This is a genomic window from Bradyrhizobium sp. BEA-2-5 (assembly GCF_032918025.1).
GTDB lineage: Bacteria > Pseudomonadota > Alphaproteobacteria > Rhizobiales > Xanthobacteraceae > Bradyrhizobium > Bradyrhizobium pachyrhizi.
Window position 1 is genome coordinate 7235413 of the sequence record NZ_CP136629.1, and the last position, 18324, is coordinate 7253736.

Below are 18324 nucleotides of genomic sequence, written 5' to 3' on the forward strand. Positions count from 1 at the left end.
GCGTACGGCGAAGGCATCACGATTTGGCCCGGCTTTTGCTCAGCTGCTTGTTAGTTGCGTGCAGCCGCCTGCTTTGTCGGGATTGGCGCTGCAGAATGCAGGATTTATCTGCGATCAAAAGAGGAGCTCGCATTGTTAACGGGGCCCATGAAAACGCTCGACATCGGCCACGGCCGCGAAGCATCAGGCGGTCATATTCGCTCTGGCGAGCCGCGGCTCGGCGAATCGCAAATGGCAAGCGTGAAGTGCCAGAGTTTGAGCTTGAGGAAGTTGAAATCAAAGTCACCAGCAATGAGGGACATACTTGTGAGTTGACTTGACTTCATCAAGGCTGACTTCCCTCCAGAAAACTAGCCTTCCTTTCGAATTGAAGTTCTACCGCCAGACTCGGGCTACGAAGGCGCAAGGCCGATGTCCGATCAATGACGGCTGCGCTTCGCTGGCGCATCTGCGTGCACGCGCGCTCCAAGTTGGACGGCGAAGCACGCCGGAAATCAAGACCTCGAACAGAATCTGTAAATGAAGACGAAGACAATTACGACTATCGTGCTTGCCGCTAGTGCTTTGCTGGATTCCCCCAGTAGAGCGGTTGAAACTTACGATGTTAGAGATTCGAACGGCGTGTCCTTCATCCGAGCACGAATATTTGGTCCCGGAGATGGCCCTTTCTGTTGTGGCGGAGGTGGCGAGCCGGCGTATTCAGTTCGGAATCTACCGCAATGGGAAACGGACCATTCGCTCGCAGCGATCCGCTATTGGGCCGAAATAATAAGGGTCAAACCCGGGCAGTCGCCTGCCGTCGTCAACATCGGCGGAATTCAGGGCAATACGGCATGGGCCTCAGTCCAGAGGTCGCCTGATGGCGAGAACAAGGTGCAGGCGGCAGTCACCGGTCAGAATCCGGGCGAGTTGAACCATGGCGCGCATGGTATGATTGCGATCGGCGAAATGGGATTTTCATCCGAAGCATACATTCCTTCGCAATTGCCAATGACGCCGAAGATCGGCCTGGCACCTGTTATGATTCATGAGTTCGCTCATCAGCTGGGAATGGCCGGTACCATTGACGGTTATGACGGTTGGCCCACCGAGCCGATATCACCGTACTTCCCTAAGGCGATAAATGCCTGGACTAACCATTTGTATGACGACAACGGCAAACAAGCCAGGCCGGGGCAGGTGATCTATTGCTCGCTGTGCGTGAACCCGCCAGCTGAGAACGTTTTCGACCTGCGCCACGATCGGGGCTATTTTGCCGGGAAGCATGTGAGTGAAGTGCTGGCCGGTGCCATGCCAGGTATTCCGGTTCGAGTGATGACTGAGGACGGCCGGCTGGATGTCCCCTTTGTCTCGCATAGCGAGCTTAAGAACAGCCTGTTGAGCCACCAGCAATACCGGAACTACACCGCCCCGATGGAGGCGGAGATCGCCGCCTTCCAGGACACCGGCCAAAGCATTGATCGGCGTAATCTATTTGGTTACTCCATCTATGGCACTGGTCGCGATCTGATAAACGACAATCCGTTTTTCGCTCGGAATGCTGACGGTACCGCCTATCTGCCAAATACGTACAATACGGCTTCGCCCGGACTGGGACTACACGTTTATGGCAGCGGCAACACTGTGGTCCAGCGCGCCGACCTGCTTTCGAAAGGAGCAGGTGGCGCCGGCATCCGCGTCGACGGCGAAGACAATCAGATCATAATTCCGCCTGGGACCCGCGTGTACGCCGACGGCGCGAATGGGCGCGGTGTCATGTTCGCCTATGGCAAGGATCACACGCTGACTCAGCGCGGGGACGTACAGGCTCTCGGTGAGCGTGGCATCGCGACAAGTTTCGATTTTGGTAACAATGCGATGGGCAATGACGATGAATATCGTGGTTCGTATATTCGCACGATTGGCACCAAACCGGCCCCGATGCTGAGCGAAATCGACGGTCCGCTCGTCAGCAAGTTCGATCTGACCGGGCGCCTGGCTGGCAATCATGCAGCGATGTACATGTCGAACAATGGTTACGTCGGCGAGATCAATGTGATGCGTGGCGCAATGATGTCGGGGCACATCCTGTCTGACTACAACCAGGTTGATGAGAACGGTGCTCCGCGTCTGACCAAATTTACGTTCGGGTTGAAGCCTGATGCGAACGGTCACTCAACGCAGGAGCCCGACGCAAATTTTGTAACCCGCTACGACGGTAATATCGTCGGACGTAACAATCTTTCGCTGCAGTTCGGCGGTGGCGCCACGACGTTGACTGGCAATCACGAGGTGTATGACGCAAGTGTCGCGCAAGGTGCAACCCTGTCCGGTAACGGCAGTTATCTGCTCAATGCTAGTGGTCGCTTCACCAACAGCGGTGCTGTCGCGCCCCTCATCGGCGGCCTTGACAACAGCATCAAGGTGTATGGCGACTATCTGCAAACCTCGACCGGTCGCTTGCAGGTCGCCGTAAACGATACTGGCGCGTTCAGCCATCTCGAGGTGAATGGCAATGCGACGCTCGATGGTACGCTCACGATCACCCCGCAGCGTGGCTGGTATGGTAACGGCTTTAACGTCTCCTCCGATCAGTGGCTGAATGCAACAAATCTCACAGGCTCGTTCGCGAACGTGACGACAGCCCTGCAATCCCCAACCTTGCTGGCGAGTGCAACGGCTCAAGGCGACAACACCTACGCCTTGACACTCTCCCGCCCATCCGATGCCTATTCGCGTTATGGAGCCGATGCCAACAGCCGCCGGGTGGGCGCGGCGCTCGATCGAGTAGCTGGCAACGCGGCTATAGGGCTGCACCCACTCGTCGCGGCGCTCGACTTTTCAGCGCCGGACGGCACGGCGGTGACATCTGGGCTGCGTCAACTTTCTCCGTCCATCTATGCGTCGGAGCAGGGCAGACGTGTCAATGACAGCTACTATGCGCGTTCGGCAGTCTACAACCGTCTCGAACAGGCGTTTGGCGGCGCGCCAACCTCAGCGATGGCGGTGATGGGTTATGGTCCTGAGCAGAACAGGTCGCACGGCAATTCTGCATCTGCCACAGGCCTGGTCGGCCCGGCTTCCTCTGACCTGCCCTCTTATGACCTGCGAGGCTATGCGGCGTGGGGTTCTGCCTTTGGCGGATGGACGACCCAATCAGGTGATAGCAATGGGGCAAGCACCAGATCCACCATTAGCGGCCTCATGACCGGGATCGACACGCCAGTATTTGATGACTGGCGCGTCGGTGTCCTTGCGGGCTATAGCCGTTCCACTTTCAAGGTTGGCGCTGCTTCCTCGTCAGGCCGCAGCGACAATTACACGTTCGGAACCTATGCCGGCACCGAGTGGACCGTGCCAGAAGGGGCCATCGCTTTCCGCTCAGGGCTTGCCTATACATGGCACGATCTTGAGATGAGCCGCAACGTTCGGTTCCCGGGCTTCAACGACAACTTGATCTCGGATTACGATGCAGGCACGTTCCAGATTTTTGGAGAACTCGGCTATAAAGTCCATCTCGGTAAGTATTCGGTGATCAAGCCCTATGCCAGTCTCGCCCATGTTCGCGCGGCGACGGACAGCTTTAGCGAGAGGGGATTGAACGGAGCGGCGCTTAGTGTTCACCCTGACACGATGGATACGACGCTCTCCACTCTCGGCGTTTATGCGACCACCCGTTTTCAACTTGGCCAGATAGCCACGACTGCGCGAGCCGATATTGGCTGGCGTCATGCCATAGGCGACCTCATTCCGCTGTCGACCGCCAGCTTTGCTGCTGGCTCCAGCCCTTTTGCAGCTTCAGGCCTATCCATTGGCAAGGACATGGCACTCGTCGAATCCGGGTTGGACTTCCAGCTTTCGAGCAACAGCACCCTTGGCATCGCCTACCAGGGGCAGTTCGGTTCAGGCATCACCCAGAACGGACTGAATGCCACCTTCAACGTGAAGTTCTGATACGCACGCAGCATTTCGGCCCGCGTGCTGCACAGCAATGAGATCACGTTATTTCAATCCAGATCTCGTCGACAAGAACTTACGCAATCGAGGTCAGCCTGCCTGAACGCCGTTGCTGGCGTCTAGCGGGATGTCGGAGCGAACTCGCTCGAGGGCAAGCAGCGCTTTTTATCAACGCTGACGATCTATCCGACAGCGCCTTTAACCGACGAGGCGCGTGATAGCCTCGGGCGCGTCGATGAACGCATAGGGATTGAAGAACTGGCGGCGCCACAGGAAATTCCGGTCGACCTCGCTGAGCGCGGCCTCGTCGCACACCTGCGCCCAGCGTTCCTTGATGGTCTTGATTTGCGCGGTCGCGATAAGGATCGCTTCCCCCTCATTGAGCAGGAACAAGGGCGCGGCTTTCAGGCAGAGCGCGATTTGGCTCGCACGCTCCTGCCCCATGATCAACATGGCCTGCGATGCCTCCCCGCCCGTCCGATTCTGGGGACAGATGTCATAGGCAGGCGTGAGCGTAAGTGCCGCACCGTTCCAGAACGCGGCATGGTTTCGCGCGTGGTCGTCAGTGTTGCCGGACAGGATGTTGAACACGAGCCTGCCAAAGAGTTCCTTCAAGGTCTCTTTGGGTGACGTGAAGCGGTGTCGAATGACGGTCGCAAGCTGCTCGTAGCTCGCGTAGCGGGCCATCATTTCGTCGAGCTCAAGCAGCGTGAGCGCCGAGACCATGGACTTGCGGCGCCAGCCTTCCTGGGCTTTTTCGCGGTCGAAGCGCTCGATGAGCAGCACATCCTTCCCGGCGGCGCGTTTGAGGCCCACGGGCGCGACGGTGAGACCGATGATGGATGCAAGGCGCATGGCGACGAATTCGGCTTTCACCACGCCGAAAAGGTCGTTCTGCGACGAGAACTTCGCCACGAATTTCTTGTTGCCGGACGTGATCATGGCTTTTGGCCGTGCGCCGCCGATGGAGCTTCCGAGAAGAAGCGCCCGGTCGAGTTCCGCTGTCAGCGGCACTCCTTTTTCAACCAGCGTTGCAGCGTCCAGGAGTTCATCAAGCGACACTTCGGCGCTTTCGCGGGGTACATAGTCCGACGCAGATGCTTGAAAATCGAGCGCGCCGATACGGTCCGATCCGGACTCCATAAGATAGGTCAGCTCGTCGAGGCTGCCGGGATCGACATCTTTTCCGCCTGAACCGAATTTGCGATTGATGATGATGCGTCGGCCCCACGCGTCGGGTGCCGCGTCGCGAATGCAGTTGGGCATGTTGAGCCCGTTAAGGAGCGGAAGGACGCCGCTTTTGAGCGGCAATTCCGGCTCATAAAGCGGGATCGCATTGTTCCGGCGGAGATAGCTCTGCCCGTAATTGTAGACGAGTTGCTTGCCGCTCGCGGACAAAAGACCCGCGACGACAGGTTGCATGCTGTCCGGCAACCAAACCCATACATAGGCATGTCTTTGCTCAGAAGTCATCATCGGGCTCGGTTCGGTGGCTGCGGATCGCTTTGGGAAGTAAGGCCATCACTTCGCGGCTGGATTCGACATCGCGCGACATCGTCACCTGGCCGGCATCGAACAGGCGCACGCCGACAATTGCCGCAGCCTCGAATACGGCACCAATGGCGCAGCCGGTGTCGCCCGCCTCGATGCGTTGCATGAGGCCACGCGAGACCCCTGCCCGTTCCGCCAGGGCACCGACCGTCATGTGGCGGTCAATGCGCCCGCGGCGAATGAGCTGACCGAGCCGGATCGCGGCATCGGCGGCATAGGGTGAAACAGGACGGTTGGTCTTGGGCACGCTTGATCCATAAATGGGGCATAAGAGGCCTCATGGTCTATCTATAGACCATCACGGAACTAATGTCAAGATAATGATTTATAAACAGATCATTTAAGCCTTCGTGATCTATTTATAGATCGCTTAGAAGGGGAACCAGCGCGCCTCACCGGCACGCATCAGTGTAAAAGGCCAGCTGATCGAGGGTAAGCAGAGCCTGAAGGGCTCGCACCATCGTGTAGGTTTCAGGTGCTGCCGCGCCGTGGCCGACGGCATGGCGCGAACTCGCATTGCCGGTCCGAGCCGCTGGATCATTCTGCGGATACGCCGTGCAATTGGAGGCAGGACAGCTTCAAAGGATCGGCAATGTTTCGCGCCATGATCCCGGCTGGGCGGGGCTGGTCCTATTCGGGTGGGGATTCGGTCATCGCGGCATTCTAACACGAGCACCATGGGTCATTCTTGAGCCTGTGGTTCAAAGACAGAGATTCCCGGCACGGCAACATCACCGTCGTGGATAAAAGCGACACTCAGATAGGCGCGGGTAATGCCGACATAGACCTCGTCTGCCGATCCGGCAACGTGCTCCACCTTACCTGTGCGGAGCCACTTGGTGATCCCTCCATACGGAATGATCAGAACACGCTCAAAACCGAGACCTTTGACCATGCCAAAGTTCTCGGCCGGGAGATCGGTGCCAAACCGCCGGTCGAGCCGCAGCACTTGCGGCCGATACTGCCTCCGGTATTTCTCGATGTGGATCGTCCGCACCACGAAGACGCCGTCGTGCACGGTCTGACGCTCGTTCTTCGATTGAGCTTTGGGGAGATCGAGAAAAATGAGGTCGGCCACGTCACAGATCGGTTGGATGCAACGGCGGCTTTGCGCCATGTAAGTCACTTCACAGAGACCCGCCTTCTGCCAGGCTCCGGCCTTCAGAACGAAGCCGCGTCCGCAAAACTTCTTGTTCTTTGTCGCGTAGCTGGTGCGGTAGGTCGACTGGCGAATATCGCCGACGAGAGACATGGCAATGGTAGAGCGGAGCAGCAGCTCCAGGACATCGATGTCAAATCCAGCAAGGTTCTGCACCTCATCAACCAAGATGTGGGCAAACATATCGTTCAACCTGCGAATGACTTTCCCATCTCCGATCGCCTCGGCGATTTTGCCTTGCTGTGCAATGAGGCGAGCGAACGTCCGCCTTCTGGACATAGGTACGCGTGGCGCCCTTGGCGAAGTGAACGCCTGCGACCCGCTCTTGATGAACGCAGCCTTGATAAGGGCGCACCATCTCGTGAAGGACGAAGGTGTACCACGGATAGATCGTGATCTCCGGCGGCACGCATCCGTTTAGCTTAATCAGCTTGTGCCGGATCTCTTCCACGTTCTTGAGCGTAAACGTGGTAAACGCAACGAGAAAGAAGCCCCAATGCGGCAGCGGCAAAAACTGAAGCAGGAGACCTGCAACTGCATAGGCCGCCGCTCCCACCAATAGGGCTGCCATACAGCCTTGTCGGGCCAGTGACGCATACCCAAGGCTGAAGCAGGCCTGCGCAGCGGTGCCGACCAGCGAGCCACTTGTAGCGGTCGCAGCAAAATCCGCACCGTATTGGACAGCAAGAAAGGCTGCGACTGGACCCGACGTCAACGGCAAACCGACTAACCAGCCACCTATTGCATCTCCCCATCGACGTCCTGCCAAAGAGGCTGAGAGGATGAGTAGTGGCGGTAAATCAGCTTGAAGAATATCAGGCTCATTCGTGCGGCACTGCTTCGTCAGCCTTGCCGCGAGCGGCTACAGCAAGAGCAAGGCCGGTGAGGATCAGCACTACTCCTGCGCCGAAAAGCAGACCAAGCCTGTCCCCAAACATCGCAGCGGCGGCGGCAATGCCAAAGACGGGCTGAAGATATTGAACGCTTGCCGCAACAGGGGCAGAAACGGTTTTCAAGATGTAGAGCCACAAGAAGAGACCTATGACGCTGACGGCGGTGCCCAAGTACACGGCGGCACCCAACGCTCCAGCCGTGACGTGAACAGAAGTTTGCGACATCTCCCACGCGCACCATGGCAGCAGCGCCAAAAAGCCGAAGAGGGTGCTCCACGCTGCTACAGCAATGGTGTCATATTTTCTCGTAAGCTCGACACTCCAAACATAGTAAAACGCAATCGCGAACGCCGACACCAGCATCCAAAGGGCGCCCGCCACGCCAGAAGAGAGCACACTGCCAGCTCCCTGCTCGCGTCCAAGCGCGACCAAACCAATGCCGAGAAACGCCGCTAACAGTCCAAGCTGTTGGCGCCCTGTTACCCGCTGCCCGAGACGAAGCGCTGCGAAAACCACCACGAAGATAGGAATTGTGGCCGATATGATCGTACCAACGGAGGCCGTCGTTCCTTTGATGCCAAAGGCCTGAGAGACTTGACCTACTCCAATCCCCAAAACACCAAGGGCGGCAGCGTGAGGAAGAGCGTTGAGGCCCAGCGCTGGCTTACCGACCGAGCAAAGGAACAGGAGAACCACTGCGACAGCAAAACGCATCGCAGTCAGGGTCAGCGGTGGCACTGATTGGAGGCCGTACTTCGTGACCGGGATTGAAAGGCCCCAAAGCACCGCAAGCACCAGCATGTAAGCGATGTCGCGCGCAGACGGGCTTCGCGTGGAAAGCGGTCCCTGCGTTTCGAGCTGGAGAGCTTGTGTGTTCATGCGGAGTATGTAGCGCGAACCTGCAAGATCATGATTTCTTTTTTGACGTGAAAATCTAGGTTTTTGGCCCTATAACTGACGTATGAAGAAATCTAAACGCACAAAGCGGCGGCTTGGCTTTCGAAATGAAAAGCCCGGCGAAGGCTCTAGCTTCGCGCTGGACGCGATTGACAGGCGCATTCTCCGCTCGTTGCAAGTGGATGGGCTGATTGCGAACCAGGTGTTAGCCGATCAAGTCGGCTTGTCTCCTCCGGCGTGCCTGAAGCGTGTCCGCCGGTTGAGGAGTGCCGGTGTAGTCAAGCGTACGGTATCCCTGCTGTCCGCCGAAGCTATGGGTTACCCATTGCTTACTGTTGTGCGCCTGAAGCTCGATGGACCTACTGAGGCAATGATGCACAGCTTCGAAGCGCGCATGATGGCTTCGCCCCGCGTAATGCAGTGCATGCTAATTGCGGGTGATACGGACTACATCTTGTTGGTTCGCAGTAGAGATGTCGCTCACTACCAAGAGTTTGCGCGTCGCATGTTGAAAGTCGCTCCCGGCGTTCGCGCTTACACGAGTGAAATCGTCCTCTCAGAAACCAAATCTACGACTGAGCTCCCGGTTGAGGACTAAACGCGTGGACTATTTCTTGATGTCGCGCGTGCGCTTAACAGGCCCTGACGTACGAATGTGCGACAGGTCCAGACCGGGATACGAGATGTCATCGACTGCTCGCTTGAGGGTTTGGCACCCCAACGCCGCAACATCTCCTTGGCGCCATAGGTTCGGCCAACCGACTTGCCGCTGCTTCGTCCTGTTAAAGCATCGCGCAGCTCCTCGTCAGGTGTGGTGCGCCGGAGTGCGTCCTGAAAGCCATGGCGGAAGCTATGGTACACTTTGTTACGGTCGTTGATGCCGACGTGGTTACGCAAATACCGGCCCCACCACTTCGACCAAGCACTAAGAGCGCCCTTCTGATCAGGAGCTACTGTAGGGAACAGCCAAGCGCGCTCACCCTCTTTGCGCCGTGTAGCGACGTAATTAAGAAAACCCAGTTTTGTAAGCAGGGGGTGTACGGGAACGACGCGCTCGGATGTCTTCGTCTTGGGCCTTCGTCCTGCCTTGGTATCCCTCGTGAACCACATGAGCGGAACGCCTGTCTCCTCATCCTCACGGACATCAGAGACACGAAGGCCAGCGTACTCAGCTTGGCGCGCGCCAGTGAAGAGTGCGAGCAACGGCAACCATATCCCTGCCTCGCCCTTCGCGCCGATGGGGAGATTGTGCTCGGTGAAGAGCGGCGCGTTGAAGATGGTTTGGAGGTCGCGGGCGTCAAAGGGCTCTCGCTCAGACTGATCCTCTTCCAGTCGCATCTCGCTAAATGGGTCAGACCAAGGCACACCGCCATGCCGAGCTTTCGGTACGACTCGCTTTTGGGGTCAAGGTTGAGTTGAAAATCATTCATCAGTTCGTCCAGCTCCTCTCGGATGACGCTGATGTCACCTCGAGCCAAGGCAGGAGGGACGATGGCCAACTCGTATTCCAGTGTGCCTGCGCGCTTCAGAACTTCGCGGTCCGACAAGCCCGCCTCTGGCATCACGCCAACGGCAAATGGGGTTTGATACTTGATACCGGCCGCACTGAGTTGCTCCGCAATGCTTTGGAACAAAGGCTCGGAGCCAGTGCCCTCGCGGCGCTCCTCCTCGTCAGTCGCCAATCTGGCCGCGTAGTATGCTTCAGCCATGCGCTTTATCTGCGCATCGGTCAGGGACGGGATGACGGGGCGTTCCTTCAGCAGCGCCTCAGCATCTGCAAGCGTCCGGTCGAAGTCTGCGAGGACGTGCGTTGCGGCCACGTTGGCCGCCTTTAGGTTCTTGGTCCCTAGCGACTTCTTGAGGAAGACTTGGCGATCCCGGCCTGAATTGAGCACGCGGGCGACTGCCTCTTGCAATCGTTCTGGCACCCTCCGCTGGACGTAATAAGTCCCGTGTCTATCCTTGATCATTCCCATCAGCGCGCGCATCAAAGCTACGTCCAAGTGCTACCACCGGAGCGCAGTCAAAGCCATGATTTGCTAGATGTTTTTGAATTCTCAGCGCTTTCTAGAGCCGCTGGCGCTCCCTAGGGGAATCGACCCCCTGTTTCAGCCTTGAGAGGGCCAAGTCGATCCGCTCGAGAAGATCAGGGCCTACAAGATGGGAGGCAAGTTCGACCTTCTGCATTTCTCGCACCGCGCCGGTCATCGCATCGGGCGATGGACACGCGTGCGCGGCGGCACTTGCCGAGGTGCTGCTGCTCAGATCGGCCAGAACCGCATCCATCAGGGATGCCACGGCCTGGTCGCTTGGCTACGGAACATCTACCGGCTGCGTGAGGCCCGGCAAGTCGGCGACGCACATGCCCATTATGCTCTGTAGCCATTCAATCCCGACGCCGTGCAATAGCAGTCGGTGTTCAGAACATCGATCGATCTGGTCCAGACCACAGAATCGCCTTGTTATCGATCCGCCATGTAAATGCATTTCATCCAAACAATCGATTTCACCAACTCATGTGTTTCTCGCAATCATAACTCACAATGTCGACAACAACTTCCAAAATTGTCGTGGCGATGGACGAGGTGCCGCCAAGCTTGTCGCTACATTTGATTGATCGCGATCTGTGCTCCTGCAGCCAATCCAGATTGGACGCCATTTATGCTGCATGCGAGCCACAGGCCGCCGGGAATAGGACTCGAGCTAGCAATGGGCCGGATCAGGTGTTCGGTTGGCCAGTACGGCTCTGCTTAGTCCATTCCGGCTGCCAACATTTACGCGCAAGCGGGGAACGCTCAATTTCGCTCGCGGGTCAAGTTCCAGGGTGATTTTCTCAGCGTTCTTGGCACGACTTGAGAAGAGGTGATGAATGCGAACGCTACTGGTTGATCATGAAACGGACCCAGTGCGCATTGTACACGACGCGCTCTCGGATTGCGGTTTTGCCGTTGACGTAGCGTACACTCTCGATGAGGCAGCCGCCGCTTTTGGTTGCGCCAGCTATGACATTCTCCTGCTCGAGTTGGTTCTCCCGGACGGAAACGGATTGGATTGGCTGAAACAGTTGAGACGCGACGGACATTCGATGCCTGCCCTGATAATGAGCAGCTGTAACGAGCTCGGCAGGCGTATCGCGATCTTCAATGGCGGCGCGGACGACTTCCTGCCCAAGCCCGTGTCTACCGATGAACTCATCGCGCGCATGCGCGCCACATTGCGCCGAGCAACGCAAATGACGGCGCCCGTCGTTGCTTTCGGCAATCTAAGATTCGATCCGATCGGTCGGCAGGCCTACGTTAATGGTCGGCCGCTGAGGATCGCGCGCCGCGAGGTGTGCATTCTTGAACATCTGCTCAGCCGCGCAGGGCGCACCGTAGCGCGCTCTTCGTTGGAGGACAGCCTCTATGCATTTGACAACGAAGTCTCAACCAATGCGCTTGAAGTCGGAATCTATCGTTTACGCGGTCATTTGAGTCAGGCCGGCGCGACATTGCAAATTACGACCGCGCGCGGGATCGGCTACGTCCTGGAATTGAAATGTGCGGCGTCGGCCGCGTAGTCACTTGCACTTGAGAGAAGCGACCATCTTGAAACTCGTTCTTGATAAGCATGCTGGCGTCAATCGAGGACCGATCGCCACCAACGCCCTTTCGTCCGGCTTGCTTGCTTGTCTTTCGCAGCTCCTGTGCGTGATCGTTCTGCTATCCCCGCCTGCTGCCGTAGCTCAGATCAAACGAGATGATGGAGGGGGACCCCCGCGTGCGGCTCCTGAGGGCATCAGCGGTACGCTGAACATTTCCTCCTCGCTCGGTAAGACAATTCATCTGCCCGCGCCAGCTGCGAGCATCTTTGTCGCTGATCCCACGATCGCGGACTATCAGGCGCCGTCGAACAAGACCATCTTCGTTTTTGGCAAGAAATCCGGACGAACCAGCCTGTTCGCGCTGAACGACAACGGGGAAGCGCTCGCCGAACTGCGTGTCGTCGTTTCCCAGCCGATCGAGGACCTGCGTGCCACGCTGAAAGCCCAGGTCGGCGACTATCCGATCCAGGTCAGCTACACCCCGCGCGGCGCCATCCTGAGCGGTACAGCGCCCAATGCGGAGATCGTCGATAGCGCGGTCAAAGTCACCGAGCAGTTTCTCGGTACGGGCGCCCTCGTCGTCAACAAGATCCAGGTGGCCGGGTCATTGCAGGTTAATCTGAGCGTGCGTGTGGCGGAGGTCTCCCGCAGCGCCATGAAGGAGCTCGGCGTCAACCTCTCCGCTTCCGGTCAAGCTGGCCCTTTCACGCTCGGCTTGATCAGTGGCAGTGGGGGTGGTACCGGCGCGGCCCAGGGCGGCGGTACGGCAAAGATCGGTTTCAACGCCGGCGGTGTCAACGTCAGCGCTGTACTCGATGCACTGGCCCATGAGCGCCTTGCCTCAGTTCTCGCTGAACCGAACCTCACCGCAATGTCCGGCGAATCCGCCAGCTTCCTGGCCGGCGGCGAATTTCCTATCCCGGTGTTGCAGGACAATCGCCAGGTCTCCGTCGAGTTCCGCCACTTCGGCGTCAGCCTGGAGTTTGTGCCGACCGTTCTCAGTAACAATCAAATCAATATCCGCGTAAAGCCTGAAGTCAGCGAGCTATCGGCGCAAGGCGCTGTTACCATCAACGGCATCTCCGTGCCGGCGCTTTCCACCCGGCGTGCCAACACGGTCGTCGAGCTCGCCAGCGGCCAAAGCTTTGCAATCGGCGGGCTAATCCGCCGTAACTTCAATACGGATATCACGACTTTCCCTTGGCTGGGTGACGTGCCGATTCTTGGTGCGCTGTTTCGTTCATCCTCTTTTCAAAAGGAGGAGACGGAACTCGTAATTATCGTCACGCCTTACGTTGTGCGACCAAGATCGAACACGCGGCAGATGAGTGCCCCTACCGACCGCATCGCACCGCCCTCAGACCTGGCGCGCAGTCTGACGAACACGATGGCAACTCGCCCGACTGACCACGGCGCTCCCTCGACCAGCGTACCAAGCGCGACACGGCGTACCGGCCACATCATCGAATGAGGATCGACAATGACACCGCGAATTGTGGGCCCCCTGATCGCTCTGACGGCCAGTCTAGGTGGCTGTACAAGCACGGGCCCAACCTATCTCGAGCCGGCCGCGCAGGCGGTCCTGGTTCAAAAGGAGAGGAACGTTTTACTGCTACAGAGCCTTCGAGGGTCCGAACGGCGGCGCCTGTGGGATTTCATCGCACGTACCAGTCGCGGTCGGCGCGACGCGCTCCACCTCGACATCGCCGCCTCACCCCGGCTCGGAGCGCAGATAGCCCATGAGGCCCGCGCAATGGGCGTCGACGCTTACAACATCCGCCTGTACGGCCCATCCATCGACCGGCGCGATGGCTTTGCCGCTCGAATCGAGGCGACGACGTATGAGGCACACCCTCCGGTCTGTCCTTCGATGTCAATCGTCGGCCCATCAGTGAACGACAATTCTTTCGACCCGACGCTTGGCTGCTCGATCCGCAATAACCTTGCGATCATGGTCAACGATCCGCACGACTTGCTTGACAATCAGGTCGTCATGCCAAGTGATGGGAATCGGGCGGCCATTCCGGTTGCCACATACAAAATCTTCGCGACAGGCAATAACAGCAACTTGGGCACACCTAGCAACAAGGCGTCGGCAGATCCCACGTCAGCCGGCACCCAGGCCGTGCAACCCTCTCGATAGCGCCAACATCCGTTACCCACAGTGCGAGGTCCCCACAAGGCGAACTAGACTAGGCCTGTGGCAAGAAGTGTTCTTGCTGCAGATTAAAACGCCGAGCGCGTCTTTGATTTTCATCTCACTCTCAGTAATGCGCATGCCGCGCAAAAATGAGCAGCACCGGACGGGGATGTCGATCAATCGGCCGATGAGAAGCACCACTGGCAATCCCGATCATCGGTTTTACTTCAATGAAGCGGAAATCGAAGCAGGCCATTCCGCAAATCGGCGGATGAGCCTGCGCCTTCACGCGCCGGCCGACAACGAGCAGAAAGATCGCGCCGAGGCAGAGGACCTTGACCAAGGTCTTGCCGACCTCGACGATCGAGCGCGAAAAAGCGATACGCTTCAAGCCTTTGATGCGATCAATGTTCTGCAATTTCAGTGTCATCGGCTCAGAGGAGAACACCAGTCCACCATTGGCCAGCACCGTCATCAGGATTGTGCAGGCGGGCCGACCGACCATCGCTATCTTCGTGGTATGCAGAAGCGTGGCGACAGTCGCCCAAATCCAACCGCCGCTCTGGCTGCGCGCTAGCGCATTTTCTAGTGATGGTTTGCGGCCGAACCGCTCGCATAGTATTCGAGCCGATCTCGATGCGACCGTCGCTTAGGAGGCACTGGCGGGCGGTGCGTCTGGATGATGGCGGCGGAATCCTTGCTAGCGCGCTTTTACCCGCGTGCCAGGAACCTGCCGCGGATACAGGCCGCGATCGCCCAGAGCGCGGCCATGGCGGTGACGGTCTGGGTCGCCAGGCCGGGCTCTCGTTGACGATGCTCGTAGAACCGTCGTCTGACGCCAGCGTCGACCCCCTTATTGGCATCCTCGTGAACGAGGCTCCGATAAGATCATCAACTGGCCCGAGCCAAGGTCAAATCGAAGAACAATGCGCCGCACGACCAACTGGAGCGCGATGGCACTATCGACAACCAGCCGTACGCACGTCCAGCACGTCGATTGTTGGGGCCAAAACAGTCTTTCTTCTTCACGGCAGGGTAAAGTTGCGCTGCGAGCTGATGGCCCATCGTGCGAATAGGAACGGAGTCGTCGGCAGGGCGGAAGGCCGAAGACTGCTGTATCTCGTTGGAAGCCGGTGCTGAACGCCTGTAACCGGAGCACGAAACGCCGGCTCGGATTTCGAACGTCTGATTGATGATAACAACCGCCACTCTACGTGAGAAGCCCCAGCTACGTTAAGTGTCGGGCTGCTTGGTCAACGGGATGCTCCGCCTCAGCAAGGGGATAGCGTGGGTCGCCACTGAGGACTGTGGCCAACAAGGACTTACAGAACGCAGGCGTGAGCTTGCCGCGGTGAATCACGACGTTTTCGCAGCCCGTCGCCGCCCGGGCGTTCTGCCACTGCTGATTATAGCCGCGTTGTTCGTTGGACTTGACGTGGCAAGCGGCGAAGTCGGCGTCATCCAGCGTCGCCAACTGGCCCGTATGTACCGGTCGCTTCGTATGGATGTGAACCCACATGGGGCTCGGCATTGCACCATTGCAGAACGCGCCGGTTTGCAGCTTGATCTCGAACAGCGCCCCTGATTCACCCTTTAAGGGGCGCGGTAGATCGGCGACCGCCAATTCCTCGACTGCCCGCAAGTGTTCAAGGTACATCTGTGAGGGAAGGGCGTAGGTCTTCATGCAATCAAGCCGAATCGTGGCCTTTCGCTCAATTAAAGACTTGGCCAGCCCCTGTGCCTCCGAACACATCACCTTGAGCCGGGCTATTTTGTCGTGCACGTCTCGCACTTGAGCAGGCCACGCCGACGAGGTGCCTCCAATGCGCCCACACAGGCCTGCATCTCGGTAGCTTGGATCTGCAGGCGCGCGACCACGGTATCCACGACGTGGTCGGCATCCTCGGGTTTCATCTGGCGTACTTGCGCGGCGGTCCTTTGCTGGCCAGGCAGATCGAATTGCAAAGTTCGTCCAATCGCTTGAGGAGCCGCGTTAGTCCCTCCATTGATGGCGGGGCCTGCCAGATCGCCAAGTGTGCCGTCGCCGAGGATGTCGCCCTCGCATGCGCCTCTTCCGCGCTCACGAGCTTCTTCGTACCCAGATCCGAGAGCACCACAACTTTGGCTGCTGGAGCCGTAGCGACGTGCGGCTGCGGTCGCTCGGCTACCAAATTCCCGGCGCTAGCGACCGGCGTGCGTTTGCCTTTCCCCTTCCTGCGCACTGTAGCGGCTTCAGCCGCAGCCTCGTCGCAGGTGTCGGTCGGTGTCGCAGTCCTAGCGTCGGCCGGCGGTGCGATGATGACCGCCGTATTCGGCTGCAGTTCAAGAAAGCGCATGACTTCGTGCGCGGTGACCCATGCGCCTTCCACGATCTGGCTCAACAATTCCAATGGGGGGGGAGGCACCTGTTCCACCGTCGCTTAGCTTGGCACCGATGTCGTGTAACGCCGACGCAAATTCCGAAAGCCGCTCCATCACTCCTTCCTGGACGGCGCAGTGCTCTGCATCGAGTGCGCGTCCTTTGCCGTTTAGAACGGCGTCGGCCGCCGAGTTGAATGCCGGAAAAACATCCGCTATGAAGGTTCAAAGCAGCCGCACGCGACCGTCGTCGGCCATGAGAATTTCTCTCATGGCTGGCTTGAGCGTATTTCGCCTGCGGCTCAATCTTGACCTGCGCGAGAGCGATCTGTGATTGCAGATGCAAGCACTTCATATACAGCGTCGAGCCGGTGTGCAGCCGCAGTGCAGCTTCCTCAGTCTGCCGCATCTCTGGTGTTGTACTTGGTAGGTTCGAAGTAGCGGCGCAGACAAATTGCATTCGTTCCGAACGCAATGCCTTCTTTCCCCACCACCTCATGCAGGCCTCATAGCGGTCCGTCACACTGGAAGCCGCTCGGTTCAGCTGATCGGAACTAACGTTGGATTGGCGCATCCGGTCGAGCACCGTAGCCGCACTCTTCCTGCTCTGCTCCAAGGCGTAGATGACCGGGGTAGCCAATGTGTTGCATTGCTCTGCCGCATGGAGTGCTTCGTCGCGGATTCGGCGAGCCCGATCGTCGGAGAGAACGCGATGCGCCACATGTGGGGACAGGCTTGCACGGTAGTTCAGCACTTTTGAGCCTGCCTCGACGAGCTGGTCGATCAGCTCTTGCGCCTCCGACGAGTTCGGCAACACTTGCGTGGCCGCATTCCGGCAAGTGTCAAGCTCCTCAAGTAGGCCGTCCATTTGTCGTTTTGCTGCCTCGATCTATCGCCTGTCGTGGCAATGGCGACTGCCATATCCAAAGTTGTCGGCTGGCGAACGAACGGCACGGTTCCATCGTGACGCCGAGCGCGTATCCGCTCCACGACGGAATCGAATGATTGGCTGTCCTGCTCCGCCGCAAGACCAGATCTCGAGCGCGAACTGCTCGATCCCCCCGTGCTGTCGGCTCTAGCAGTTCCAACCTGCGATTTGCCAAGCCGGCCAGTGCCAGTCATTTCCATTTCCGTACAGGCGAGAGCGCGAAGCGTTTCGATATAGGCTGCCTGGCTGACAACTAGCTGACGAAAAGTCTTCTACGGATGCACAAATAACTACATCTGGAGCGAAACGCCGCATGGATGCATGGTCCCCGCAGACTTCTGACCATCAGTGATAGCGCAGCGGTGGGTGCGAGGCGCAAAGACTCACCAGACCTTGGCATGGCGATCGGCTGGTCAGACCGCGAGTTACCCAGCAGTTGCTACCTTCCGTCACTCAGATCGGGTGGTAGCGATGAGCGTCAAGGAACATCGTTCGTCAACTCAGTGCGGCAGCGCTTCGCCCCGGCCTATGAACTCCAACATCGTCTCAGCCTCATTGATCTCAAGTAAGGCACGCTGCAATATGCGGATCGTAGATTCCTGCGTCGGGGTGACGCCCGCTCTTTCGTAAGCGAGTTTCAAATGATGCATCACCTCTTCCTGAGTGGGGGCGGCCCGATTCCGCAGCGCGCTCGTTGTCAATGATGCGAGCATGTGCTCGACTACGCTTCTTTCTGTCTGAACCAACGCTGATTGCCTCCCCATCGTTGGCTCAACCTTTGAGACCAGTTACGGCGAAAATGTGTGCGCGCGCTTCAAGGAGTTGGCGCCAGTGGGTGCGCGTTGCGAGTCGACAATAACAATGCGGTTGATCTCGCTG

Annotated in this window: 17 protein-coding genes and 1 pseudogene; 6 read left to right on the forward strand and 12 right to left on the reverse strand. The window is 58.3% G+C overall.

Annotated features, from left to right (window positions below):
* Positions 1-519: 519 nt before the first annotated feature.
* On the forward strand, positions 520-3933 hold the full coding sequence (locus tag RX327_RS33720; protein WP_317248472.1) for an autotransporter domain-containing protein: 3414 nt from the start codon (positions 520-522) through the stop codon (positions 3931-3933).
* A 201-nt stretch (positions 3934-4134) separates the two neighbouring features.
* Here RX327_RS33720 and RX327_RS33725 read toward each other — a convergent pair whose 3' ends face one another.
* From RX327_RS33725 to RX327_RS33745, 5 genes are all read right to left on the reverse strand, one after another.
* Entirely contained in the window at positions 4135-5409 is a 1275-nt protein-coding gene (locus RX327_RS33725; RefSeq protein WP_317248473.1) for a HipA domain-containing protein, read from the reverse strand.
* Positions 5399-5734: a helix-turn-helix transcriptional regulator gene (locus RX327_RS33730; RefSeq protein ID WP_283088535.1), complete on the reverse strand. Its 336-nt coding sequence runs from the start codon at positions 5732-5734 to the stop codon at positions 5399-5401. The genes RX327_RS33725 and RX327_RS33730 overlap by 11 nt, the downstream gene beginning before the upstream one ends.
* Before the next feature lie 435 nt (positions 5735-6169).
* Positions 6170-6925 (reverse strand): UvrD-helicase domain-containing protein, encoded by a 756-nt coding sequence (locus tag RX327_RS33735; RefSeq protein WP_410712108.1) that lies wholly within the window; start codon positions 6923-6925, stop codon positions 6170-6172.
* The gene (locus RX327_RS33740) at positions 6807-7217 is read right to left on the reverse strand and encodes a hypothetical protein (RefSeq protein WP_317248475.1); all 411 of its coding nucleotides are present in this window, start codon (positions 7215-7217) and stop codon (positions 6807-6809) included. The genes RX327_RS33735 and RX327_RS33740 overlap by 119 nt, the downstream gene beginning before the upstream one ends.
* Positions 7218-7467: 250 nt before the next feature.
* Positions 7468-8340, reverse strand: coding sequence for a DMT family transporter (locus tag RX327_RS33745; RefSeq protein WP_317248476.1), 873 nt, complete (start codon positions 8338-8340; stop codon positions 7468-7470).
* Positions 8341-8500: 160 nt separating this feature from the next.
* On the opposite strand from RX327_RS33745, the gene RX327_RS33750 reads away from it, so the two are divergent.
* Positions 8501-9034, forward strand: coding sequence for an Lrp/AsnC family transcriptional regulator (locus RX327_RS33750; protein ID WP_317248477.1), 534 nt, complete (start codon positions 8501-8503; stop codon positions 9032-9034).
* Here the strand turns inward: RX327_RS33750 and RX327_RS33755 are convergent.
* Positions 9031-9774: a site-specific integrase gene (locus tag RX327_RS33755; protein WP_317248478.1), complete on the reverse strand. Its 744-nt coding sequence runs from the start codon at positions 9772-9774 to the stop codon at positions 9031-9033. The two genes, RX327_RS33750 and RX327_RS33755, sit on opposite strands and share 4 nt — an antisense overlap.
* Positions 9775-9782: 8 nt before the next feature.
* Between RX327_RS33755 and RX327_RS33760 the strand changes: the two genes are divergently transcribed.
* Positions 9783-10271: a hypothetical protein gene (locus tag RX327_RS33760; RefSeq protein WP_317248479.1), complete on the forward strand. Its 489-nt coding sequence runs from the start codon at positions 9783-9785 to the stop codon at positions 10269-10271.
* On the opposite strand, the pseudogene RX327_RS39425 reads toward RX327_RS33760, so the two are convergent.
* Together RX327_RS39425 and RX327_RS33765 are read right to left on the reverse strand one after the other, a co-directional pair.
* Positions 10266-10424: pseudogene (locus RX327_RS39425) on the reverse strand (DUF6538 domain-containing protein); the annotation flags it as partial. The gene RX327_RS33760 and the pseudogene RX327_RS39425 sit on opposite strands and share 6 nt — an antisense overlap.
* A 79-nt stretch (positions 10425-10503) precedes the next feature.
* Positions 10504-10722, reverse strand: coding sequence for a hypothetical protein (locus tag RX327_RS33765; protein WP_317248480.1), 219 nt, complete (start codon positions 10720-10722; stop codon positions 10504-10506).
* A gap of 583 nt (positions 10723-11305) precedes the next feature.
* Between RX327_RS33765 and RX327_RS33770 the strand changes: the two genes are divergently transcribed.
* The 3 genes from RX327_RS33770 to RX327_RS33780 are packed head-to-tail and all read left to right on the forward strand — an operon-like array spanning position 11306 to position 14162.
* Entirely contained in the window at positions 11306-11995 is a 690-nt protein-coding gene (locus RX327_RS33770) for a response regulator transcription factor (protein WP_283088542.1), read from the forward strand.
* Positions 11996-12023: 28 nt separating this feature from the next.
* Positions 12024-13490, forward strand: a complete 1467-nt coding sequence (locus tag RX327_RS33775) for a type II and III secretion system protein family protein (protein ID WP_410712109.1) — start codon at positions 12024-12026, stop codon at positions 13488-13490.
* A gap of 9 nt (positions 13491-13499) precedes the next feature.
* Entirely contained in the window at positions 13500-14162 is a 663-nt protein-coding gene (locus tag RX327_RS33780; protein WP_283088543.1) for a CpaD family pilus assembly lipoprotein, read from the forward strand.
* A 121-nt stretch (positions 14163-14283) separates the two neighbouring features.
* Here the strand turns inward: RX327_RS33780 and RX327_RS33785 are convergent, their stop codons facing one another.
* The 4 genes from RX327_RS33785 to RX327_RS33800 all read right to left on the reverse strand — a co-directional run bounded on the left by RX327_RS33785 (position 14284) and on the right by RX327_RS33800 (position 18191).
* Positions 14284-14664: an EscU/YscU/HrcU family type III secretion system export apparatus switch protein gene (locus tag RX327_RS33785; protein ID WP_283088544.1), complete on the reverse strand. Its 381-nt coding sequence runs from the start codon at positions 14662-14664 to the stop codon at positions 14284-14286.
* A gap of 723 nt (positions 14665-15387) precedes the next feature.
* Positions 15388-15843 (reverse strand): hypothetical protein, encoded by a 456-nt coding sequence (locus RX327_RS33790; RefSeq protein ID WP_317248481.1) that lies wholly within the window; start codon positions 15841-15843, stop codon positions 15388-15390.
* Positions 15844-16069: 226 nt separating this feature from the next.
* Positions 16070-16540, reverse strand: a complete 471-nt coding sequence (locus RX327_RS33795) for a hypothetical protein (protein ID WP_317248482.1) — start codon at positions 16538-16540, stop codon at positions 16070-16072.
* A 1405-nt stretch (positions 16541-17945) separates the two neighbouring features.
* A complete protein-coding gene (locus RX327_RS33800; RefSeq protein ID WP_283088545.1) occupies positions 17946-18191 on the reverse strand; it encodes a hypothetical protein in 246 nt (81 codons plus the stop codon).
* Positions 18192-18324: the final 133 nt, after the last annotated feature.

What these genes read in the sequence shown, in the direction of transcription:
- RX327_RS33720 (WP_317248472.1), top strand. Translation starts at nt 520, where the DNA reads ATGAAGACGAAGACAATTACGACTATCGTGCTTGCCGCTAGTGCTTTG.
- RX327_RS33725 (WP_317248473.1), bottom strand. Translation starts at nt 5,409, where the DNA reads ATGACTTCTGAGCAAAGACATGCCTATGTATGGGTTTGGTTGCCGGAC.
- RX327_RS33735 (WP_410712108.1), bottom strand. Translation starts at nt 6,925, where the DNA reads ATGTCCAGAAGGCGGACGTTCGCTCGCCTCATTGCACAGCAAGGCAAA.
- RX327_RS33740 (WP_317248475.1), bottom strand. Translation starts at nt 7,217, where the DNA reads ATGGCAGCCCTATTGGTGGGAGCGGCGGCCTATGCAGTTGCAGGTCTC.
- RX327_RS33745 (WP_317248476.1), bottom strand. Translation starts at nt 8,340, where the DNA reads ATGCTGGTGCTTGCGGTGCTTTGGGGCCTTTCAATCCCGGTCACGAAG.
- RX327_RS33750 (WP_317248477.1), top strand. Translation starts at nt 8,501, where the DNA reads ATGAAGAAATCTAAACGCACAAAGCGGCGGCTTGGCTTTCGAAATGAA.
- RX327_RS33755 (WP_317248478.1), bottom strand. Translation starts at nt 9,774, where the DNA reads ATGCGACTGGAAGAGGATCAGTCTGAGCGAGAGCCCTTTGACGCCCGC.
- RX327_RS33760 (WP_317248479.1), top strand. Translation starts at nt 9,783, where the DNA reads ATGGGTCAGACCAAGGCACACCGCCATGCCGAGCTTTCGGTACGACTC.
- RX327_RS33765 (WP_317248480.1), bottom strand. Translation starts at nt 10,722, where the DNA reads ATGGATGCGGTTCTGGCCGATCTGAGCAGCAGCACCTCGGCAAGTGCC.
- RX327_RS33770 (WP_283088542.1), top strand. Translation starts at nt 11,306, where the DNA reads ATGCGAACGCTACTGGTTGATCATGAAACGGACCCAGTGCGCATTGTA.
- RX327_RS33780 (WP_283088543.1), top strand. Translation starts at nt 13,500, where the DNA reads ATGACACCGCGAATTGTGGGCCCCCTGATCGCTCTGACGGCCAGTCTA.
- RX327_RS33785 (WP_283088544.1), bottom strand. Translation starts at nt 14,664, where the DNA reads ATGGTCGGTCGGCCCGCCTGCACAATCCTGATGACGGTGCTGGCCAAT.
- RX327_RS33790 (WP_317248481.1), bottom strand. Translation starts at nt 15,843, where the DNA reads ATGAAGACCTACGCCCTTCCCTCACAGATGTACCTTGAACACTTGCGG.